Annotated in this window: 7 protein-coding genes and 1 pseudogene; 4 read left to right on the top strand and 4 right to left on the bottom strand. The window is 70.2% G+C overall.

Features of this window, described 5'->3' with window-relative positions:
• Positions 1 to 72: 72 nt before the first annotated feature.
• Positions 73 to 906 (bottom strand): SigB/SigF/SigG family RNA polymerase sigma factor, encoded by an 834-nt coding sequence (locus tag ACLQ24_RS27985; protein ID WP_425894736.1) that lies wholly within the window; start codon positions 904 to 906, stop codon positions 73 to 75.
• Positions 907 to 1283: 377 nt separating this feature from the next.
• On the opposite strand from ACLQ24_RS27985, the gene ACLQ24_RS27980 reads away from it, so the two are divergent.
• Positions 1284 to 2039: a hypothetical protein gene (locus ACLQ24_RS27980; RefSeq protein ID WP_425894735.1), complete on the top strand. Its 756-nt coding sequence runs from the start codon at positions 1284 to 1286 to the stop codon at positions 2037 to 2039.
• On the opposite strand, the gene ACLQ24_RS27975 is transcribed toward ACLQ24_RS27980, so the two are convergent.
• On the bottom strand, positions 1988 to 3577 hold the full coding sequence (locus ACLQ24_RS27975; RefSeq protein WP_425894734.1) for a phospholipase D family protein: 1590 nt from the start codon (positions 3575 to 3577) through the stop codon (positions 1988 to 1990). The two genes, ACLQ24_RS27980 and ACLQ24_RS27975, sit on opposite strands and share 52 nt — an antisense overlap.
• 131 nt (positions 3578 to 3708) lie before the next feature.
• On the opposite strand from ACLQ24_RS27975, the gene ACLQ24_RS27970 reads away from it, so the two are divergent.
• Both ACLQ24_RS27970 and ACLQ24_RS27965 read left to right on the top strand, forming a co-directional pair.
• The gene (locus tag ACLQ24_RS27970; protein ID WP_425894733.1) at positions 3709 to 3837 is read left to right on the top strand and encodes a hypothetical protein; all 129 of its coding nucleotides are present in this window, start codon (positions 3709 to 3711) and stop codon (positions 3835 to 3837) included.
• Between the two features lie 269 nt (positions 3838 to 4106).
• Positions 4107 to 4304: pseudogene (locus tag ACLQ24_RS27965) on the top strand (DUF397 domain-containing protein).
• A gap of 54 nt (positions 4305 to 4358) precedes the next feature.
• On the opposite strand, the gene ACLQ24_RS27960 reads toward ACLQ24_RS27965, so the two are convergent.
• Both ACLQ24_RS27960 and ACLQ24_RS27955 read right to left on the bottom strand, forming a co-directional pair.
• Complete coding sequence (locus tag ACLQ24_RS27960; protein WP_425894732.1) at positions 4359 to 5345, bottom strand: pirin family protein; 987 nt, start codon at positions 5343 to 5345, stop codon at positions 4359 to 4361.
• A gap of 11 nt (positions 5346 to 5356) precedes the next feature.
• On the bottom strand, positions 5357 to 5839 hold the full coding sequence (locus tag ACLQ24_RS27955; RefSeq protein ID WP_425894731.1) for a MarR family winged helix-turn-helix transcriptional regulator: 483 nt from the start codon (positions 5837 to 5839) through the stop codon (positions 5357 to 5359).
• Positions 5840 to 5995: 156 nt separating this feature from the next.
• Here ACLQ24_RS27955 and ACLQ24_RS27950 point away from each other — a divergent pair.
• Positions 5996 to 6665, top strand: a 670-nt coding sequence (locus ACLQ24_RS27950; RefSeq protein WP_425894730.1) for a GNAT family N-acetyltransferase, incomplete at its 3' end; no start/stop codon positions are given.

The following is a 6665-nucleotide window of genomic DNA, read 5'->3' as shown; positions in this document are numbered from 1 at the left end:
ACCATCGACATCGCCACCATCAAGATCTGGCTCCGCGACCTCGCCCGCGAAACCTGATCCACAAGACACGGCCTAGTACGTGCCGTCGAGCTGGCCCCGCAGCTTGGTCAGCGCCCGAGCCAGCAGGCGGGAGACGTGCATCTGCGAGACGCCGATCTGGTCGGCGATCTGCGACTGGGTCAGGTTGCCGTAGAACCGCAGGGTCAGGATCTTCTGCTCCCGCTCGTCGAGCGTGGCGAGCGCGGGGCCGAGAGCGACCCGCAGCTCCGCCAGCTCGAACTCGGTGTCCTCACCGCCGAGCATGTCGCCCAGCTCGGTGGCCCGGTCACCGTCGCCGGTCGGGGTGGACAGCGACACCGCGTTGTACGCGCGGGCGCCTTCCAGGCCCTCCAGCACCTCTTCCTCGGTGAGCTTGAGGTGGGCGGCGATGTCGGCGACCGTCGGCGAGCGGCCGAGGGTCTGCAGGAGCGAGCTGTTGGCGTCGGAGATGGCCAGCCGCAGCTCCTGGAGGCGACGCGGTACCCGGATGTCCCAGGTGCGGTCGCGGAAGTGCCGCTTGAGCTCACCGATGATGGTGGGGATCGCGTAGCCGGCGAAGTCGACACCGCGCGACGGGTCGAACTTGTCGATGGCCTTGATCAGGCCGACGGCGGCAGTCTGCGCCAGGTCGTCGGTCGGCTCGCCCCGCCCGCTGTAGCGGTGGGCGAGGTGGTTGGCCAGCGGCAGCCAGGCCTCGATCGCGCGGTCCCGCAGGGCGGCACGCGACGGGTGGTTGGTGGGCAGCGCGGCCATGGCGTTGAGCAGGTCGGCGGCGCTGTCGGTGAGCGCCCGCGGGTCCAGCTTGGTGGTGCTGGTCTGCTCGGGTGCCGTGGTGCTCGCCTGCTCGGTGATCGTTGGCGCGGTCATGGTGGTCCTCCCTGCACCTCGTCTGCGGACAAAAGACGTGACGCTTTGGTTTAGCTTCAGTTGGGCCGTTCGGGAGTCACCTTAACCTGATCGGCTCCCGGAAATCTAGCCGAAAGGTTGATGCACTTAAGGTGCATCAAGCAACAAAACGCCCAAAAGCGGCAACGATCGCGCAGGTTGTGAGGTCTCTTACCCGTTTCCCGGGCGATCCTGCGGCACACCTGTCATCCCGATGGGACCGGCCGGACGGCCTGGACCCTCCACCGAGTGGTCAACATGAAATCCGACAACCGGGCAGGAGTGTCGCCTATCCGTCGTTGTCCCGTCGGCGGGACCGGCCGTAGCGTCGCGGGGTAGACACCCGGTTCGGAGGCACCATGCTCGATCCAACCGCTCCCCAGCTCGTCGTGAACAGTCGCACCCTGTACTTCAGCTGGTTGCCAGCGGATCCCGACGCGGTCGCCGCCCTGGTCCCCACCGGGCTGTGTCCCCGTGCCGACCGACAGGTGTTCCTCAACCAGTACGTCGTCGAGGACGAGACGCAGACCTCCGGCTTCGGCGCGTACTCGTTGACGTACCTCGGCGTCTCACTGGCCGGGGTGGACGCCCCCGGCGGCCTCAGCCCGGGCGGCTGGTGGACCCACTACGTGGCCTCCAGCCGTGTCGTCCGCGAGTACGCCACCGCGCGCGGCGCTCCCGTGCTCGCCGGCCGGACCACGATCGAGGTGGACGGCGAGGAGCTGTACTCCGAGACCGAGGCCGAGGGAGCGCCGCTGATCCGCGCCCGGTGCCGGGTGGGGCAGACCGGCCACGTGATCAGCAGCGGGCACCACCGCTACTTCACCCACCGCGACGGTCAACTGCTCAGCTCGGTCTACCCGTACGTGGCGGAGCCGGTCACGCCGTTCGAGATCGAGTCGGTGGAGTTCCTGCAACCCCGACACCCGATGTACGCGCTGCGCCCCGCCAACCCGCTGACCATCGGATTCGGCTACTTCTCGCCGCGCTCCTCGTTCGCCTACCCCGGAGGGCTGACCGTGCACCCGGGCGGGGTCGGCCTCCCCGAGCCGGCCCGGCCGGTTCACCAGGTGCCGGCCAACCTCGCTCGCAGCGGCCTGCCGTCGGGGTCGTAGACCAGCCGGTACACCGGCAGCGCCCAGGCACGCGTGAACCAGGGCAGCCGCTCGGGGCGGTGCGGGCGCAGCCGGCCGGGCGGACGGTCGCCAACCTGGCCGTCGTCGTACCACCGTTGCAGTTCGTCAGCCGCGGCCGTGATGGCCGCGACGGCGTCGGCCGGGTCGAGCAGGTCGGCATCGTCCGCGCCGTCCGGATCGCGGTCCAGGTGCTCGCGCCAGAGCCGCAGCCGCAGGTCCCGGGCGTAGGCGCGGGCCCCGTCGCCCAGACCCGCCGGGTCGGTGGGCGTCCGCTCGTCGCGCGTGTCGTCGAGCACCGCGCAGGACAGCTCACTGTCGTGGGTCCAGGAGCGGCGGTTGAAGTTGTCGCTGCCGACGCTGGCCCAGACGTCGTCGACCACGCAGACCTTCGCGTGTACGTAGACCGGGGTGCCGGCGTGGTTCTCCACGTCGAACACGTGTACCCGGTCCGGCGCGGCGCGTTCGCACAGGGACAGCGCCTGCTCCCGGCCGACCATGTTGGGTGGCAGGGCGAGCCGGCCGTCCACGTCCGGGTGCCGGGGCACCACGGCGGCCAGGTGCAGCTCCGGGTTCTCCCGCAGGGCCTGGGCGAACAGGTTCGCCACCTCGGCCGACCAGAGGTACTGGTCCTCCAGGTAGATGAGGCGGCGCGCCCGGTGTACCGCCTTGGTGTAGCCCCGGGCCACAGTCCGCTCGCCGTCCGGGGCGAAGGAGTAGCGCGGCCGCACGGCGGGGTAGGTACGCAGCACCTGGATCTGGTGCGGCCCACACTCGGGCGGGTCGGCGGGCTGCTCGGGCAGGGGGTCCGGCCGCAGGTCCGCGCCGCGCAGGCGGTCCCGGGCGTACGCCATCGGGTTCTCCGAGTCCAGCGGCATCGGGTCGGTCCAGCGCTCACGAAAGACGGTGTCCAGCGCGCCGACCACCGGCCCGCGGACCGCGAGCTGCACGTCGTGCCAGGGCGGGTTCGCGCCGTACCGGGGGGACATCTGCACCGGCTGGGGGTCGCCGCCGTGCGCGGCGTCGTCGCGGCGGCTGTGGCACAGGTCGATCCCACCGGCGAACGCGATGTCCCGCTCCGGGGCGCCCGGGTGCCGCAGCACCACCAGCTTCTGGTGGTGCGAGCCGCCGCGGCGTACCCGCTGGTCGAGCAGCACCTCACCGCCGGCCGCCGAGACCGTCTCGCTGAGGTTGCGGTTCTCCGCCTCGCTGTAGGCCAACGCGTCGAGGTGTGAACGCCAGATCAGCCCCTTGACCACCACGCCGCGCTGGGCGGCCTGGGCGAAGAGCTGGACCACGGTGGGGCCGTCCGGACGCAGGCGCTGGTCCGGATCGCCCCGCCAGTCGGTGAAGAAGAGGTGGTCGTTGGCGGTCAGCGCCTCCACCTCCTCGACCAGCCGGTCGAAGTACGCCGCGCCGTGAATCAACGGCTCGGCGAGGTTTCCCCTGGTCCAGACGGGTAACTCAGAGACCGGGTTGGCGCGTTCCTGTGCGGTGAGGAACCAGTCCTGTAACGGCACGTCCAGCCCTCCCGGAGGTCGACAACGTCCTCACGGTAGGACCCCCGACGCGGGTCCGCATGCCAGGTGCGCCGCCCGGTGACCTGGACGACGCCACACGAGCACCCGACAACAGCCGAGGAGGCCACACCATGCACCGCGAAACAACGAACCCCGTGAACGAGTACCGCGAGCCGGCGGTGGAGAGCGAACGGGGGGCGCTGGTAGCGGTGTTGCTGATGGTGATCCTGGGCGTGGCTGGGATTTTTGCGGTCTCCTGAGGCGGCGGCGGTGCAGCGCCGCGTCACAGCGCCGTGTCGATCTTGCACTTTCGGTCGCCTAGATGGGCTGGTTCGGGTGCTTATGACCGGACAGAAAGTGCAAGATCGGCGAGTGCAGCTCTATGCCGTGCCGACTTCGGCCGGCATGTATCCGGGTCTCGGCGGTCCGTTCACCATCCGCGGATATGCCGGACGGTGGGCGAGTGGGGCACGGGCGAGGCCCTATCGCGAGCGCAAATCCTGGACCTGATCAGGGAAGCGGCAGCATCATGGACATGACCGGCGCGCAGTGGCGCAAGAGCACCAAGAGCGGCAACAACGGCGGCGACTGAGTCGAGGTCGCCGACAACCTTCCCGGTGTCGTCCTTGTTCGGGACACGAAGGACCGTGACGGCGGGACGCTGGCATTTGGTCCGGCCCAATGGCAGGGCTTCGTCGACATGGCAAAGGCCCACCGAACGGCCTGACTTTCACTACGCGAAGGCCCCCGGATTACTCCGGGGGCCTTCGCATGGTCAGGGTCAGGGACGCGGGCCCTGGCCGTCGGTGTGCGGCACCCGCTCGGTGGGGATGACGCCGAGCCGGCCGGCCTTGAAGTCCTCGAACGCCTGGAGCAGCTCGTCCCGGGTGTTCATCACGAACGGGCCGTACTGCGCCACCGGCTCCCGGATGGGCTGACCGCCCATGATGTAGAGGTCCAGCGCCGGGGTGTTGCTGTCCTGCGTGGGGCTCGCGCCGAAGCGCAGCGCGCTACCCGGACCGTGCACCGCGAGCTGACCGGTGTGGACCGGTCGACGCTCGACGCCGACGGTGCCGCGCCCGCCGAGGACGTACACCAGTGCGTTGGAGTTGGGGTTCCAGGGCAGGTCGACCTGCGCGCCGGGCTGGACGGTGACGTGGCTGATGGTGATCGGCGTGAACGTGGAGCCCGGCCCCTTGTGCCCGGCGATCTCACCGGCGATGACGCGGATCAGCGCGCCGCCGTCCTCGGTGGTGAGCAGCGCGGACTCCCGGCCCCGGATGTCCTGGTACTGGGGCGGGTTCATCTTGGCCGCACGCGGCAGGTTGACCCAGAGCTGCGTGCCGTGGAAGAGGCCGCCGCTCATCACCAGGTGCTCCGGCGGCGCCTCGATATGAAGCAGACCACTGCCGGCCGTCATCCACTGGGTATCGCCGTCGGTGATGGTGCCGCCGCCACCCTGCGAATCCTGGTGGTCGAAGACGCCGTCGATGATGTACGTGACCGTCTCGAAGCCGCGGTGCGGGTGCCACGGGGTGCCCTTCGGCTCACCCGGCGCGTAGTCCACCTCACCCATCTGGTCGAGGTGGATGAACGGGTCCAGGTCGGTCGTCGACACCCCGGCGAAGGCCCGGCGGACCGGGAAGCCCTCGCCCTCGAAGCCGCTGGGCGCGGTGGTCACCTTGCGGACCTTGCGGAACGTGGTGGCCTTGTGGAGCTTGGGCAGGCGGGGCAGGACGAGAACGTTGTCAACGGTGATCGCGGGCATCCGAGGGCTCCTTAACGTGTGGCGTGGGTGCTCGACGTGGTCCGGGCCGCCCGCAGGCGGCGGCCGAGCCGGTCGAAGATCCGGGTGAGGCAGGCGACCTCGGCGTCGTCGAGGTCGTCCATCAGATGGGTACGCACCGACGCCAGGTGGTGGGGTGCGGCCTCCGTCAGGGTGAGCAGCCCGGCGGCGGTGAGCACGGCTTCGCTGCCGCGCCGATCGTCCGGGCAGGGCTCCTTGCTGACCAGGCCGCGCCGCTGCATCGAGGAGATCTGGTACGTGAGGCGGCTGGGGGAGAAGACCAGGCGGCCGGCCAGCTCGCCCATCCGCAGTCGTTGCCCCGGCGCTTCGGAGAGCAGGACCAGCACGTGGTAGTCGGCGAAGCTGAGGTCGCTGTCGGCCCGTAGGTCTTCTTCCATCTGGGTGAACAGTCGCTGGCTGGCCTCGATGTAGGCGCGCCAGGCGGCCGCTCGGGTGCTGTCCAGGCTCTTTGTCACGAGCACGACGATAGCACTAGTTAAAAATTTAACTAGTCCTGTTCGGCGTTGTCTGCGTCACGTCTGTCCGGGTGTCGGTCTCTGTCGTACAGCTTTGAAGAACGTTGCCGGGATTGCGGCGGCGGGACCGGGGCGGGGTGTGTCAGACTCCGGTCCGTGGAACACGTGGAGCTCGCCGCCGACGACCTGCTGCTGCGCCCCTGGCGGGACGCGGACGCCCCGGCCGTGCGCGACGCCCTGCGCGACCCGGCCATCGCCCAGTGGAACCCGCAGGGTGACGGGCCGATCGACGACGAGGTCGCCCTGCTCTGGGTGCGTCGCCGGGCCGACTGGTCGGCCGGCGACCACGCCTCGCTGGCGGTGGCCGCCGCCGATGACGGCAAGCTGCTCGGCTCGGTGTCGCTGCACCACATCCGCCACGGCGACGCCTCCATCGGCTACTGGACGATGCCGGCGGCGCGCGGACGTCAGGTGGCGACGCGGGCCGTCGTCCGGCTCACCGCGTGGGCGTTCGACGTCCTCCGGCTGCACCGGATCGAGCTGTGTCACGCCGTCGCCAACCCGGCGTCCTGCCGGGTCGCCGACCGGGCCGGCTATCCCGCCGAGGGGACGCTGCGCGAGTCGTACCGGTACGGCGACGGCCGCCGCTACGACGAGCACCTGCACGCGCGCCTGTCCACCGACCGCTGGTACCGCAACGAATCGATTCTGTACGCGGCCAACGGCCCCCTGCAGGGCCGGCAGCAGCCGGCTAGGCCGTGTCTTGTGGATCAGGTTTCGCGGGCGAGGTCGCGGAGCCAGATCTTGATGGTGGCGATGTCGATGG

Origin of the sequence: Micromonospora sp. DT4, from assembly GCF_049841675.1 — a bacterium.
In the GTDB taxonomy this organism is placed as follows: Bacteria; Actinomycetota; Actinomycetes; order Mycobacteriales; family Micromonosporaceae; genus Micromonospora.
Note: the sequence above shows the minus strand (reverse complement) of the source record. Positions and strands in the feature narration are given on the sequence as shown.